Source organism: Sulfitobacter sp. HI0027 (assembly GCF_001634775.1).
In the GTDB taxonomy this organism is placed as follows: Bacteria; Pseudomonadota; Alphaproteobacteria; order Rhodobacterales; family Rhodobacteraceae; genus Sulfitobacter.
On the sequence record NZ_LWER01000200.1, the window covers coordinates 1 to 679 of the forward strand.

Here is a 679-nt window from a genome sequence, read left to right on the forward strand (position 1 = left end):
CCGCTCGGTCTGACAGCAGCGAAATTCTGGTCGCGGAGCAAGTTCAAGGGGACCGCCGCTCTTAAACGCAAGATCAACCCGACCCGTGTGCCTATTGAAGAGAAGGAAAGCATGCGTTGGCTCGACAATTTGCGCCTGTCCACCGAATTAACTGGGGCACCTGAGCGCTGTGTGCATATCGGTGATCGGGAAAGCGACATCTATGAACTCTACTGCCTGGCCGAAGAGCTCGGGACGGGGTTCCTCGTGCGTAGCTGCGTCGACCGTTTGGCGGAGAATGGCGGAACGACCATTGCCAAAGTGATGGCTGAAGTGCAATCCAGTGGCACGCATGAGGTCCGGTTCCGCGACGCGCAGGGCAAAGATCATTGCGCCGTGCTGTCTGTCAAACACGCGACCATGACTGTTCGGCCCCCGATCGGGAAGCAGAAGAAATACCGGCATCAGGACCTCCAGATAATCCATGCCGAGGAACTCAATCCACCAGAAGGCAGAGTGCCTGTCTTCTGGAAGCTGATCACGAACCTGCCGGTTACGACCCATGCCGACGCCGTCCACAAGCTCGATTGGTACGCGTTGCGCTGGAAGATCGAGACCTTCTTTCGAACCCTGAAGACTGGGTGCCGGATCGAGGAACTTCGCTTAGCCACAGCTGATCGGCTGGCAAACTGCATCGCGC

The 679-nt window shown here is 57.7% G+C and carries 1 protein-coding gene; it reads left to right on the forward strand.

Annotated features, from left to right (window positions below; all coding sequences use genetic code 11):
* Positions 1 to 679 (forward strand): IS4 family transposase (locus tag A3722_RS13225; protein ID WP_150120481.1); only part of this gene is annotated, 679 nt, incomplete at both ends.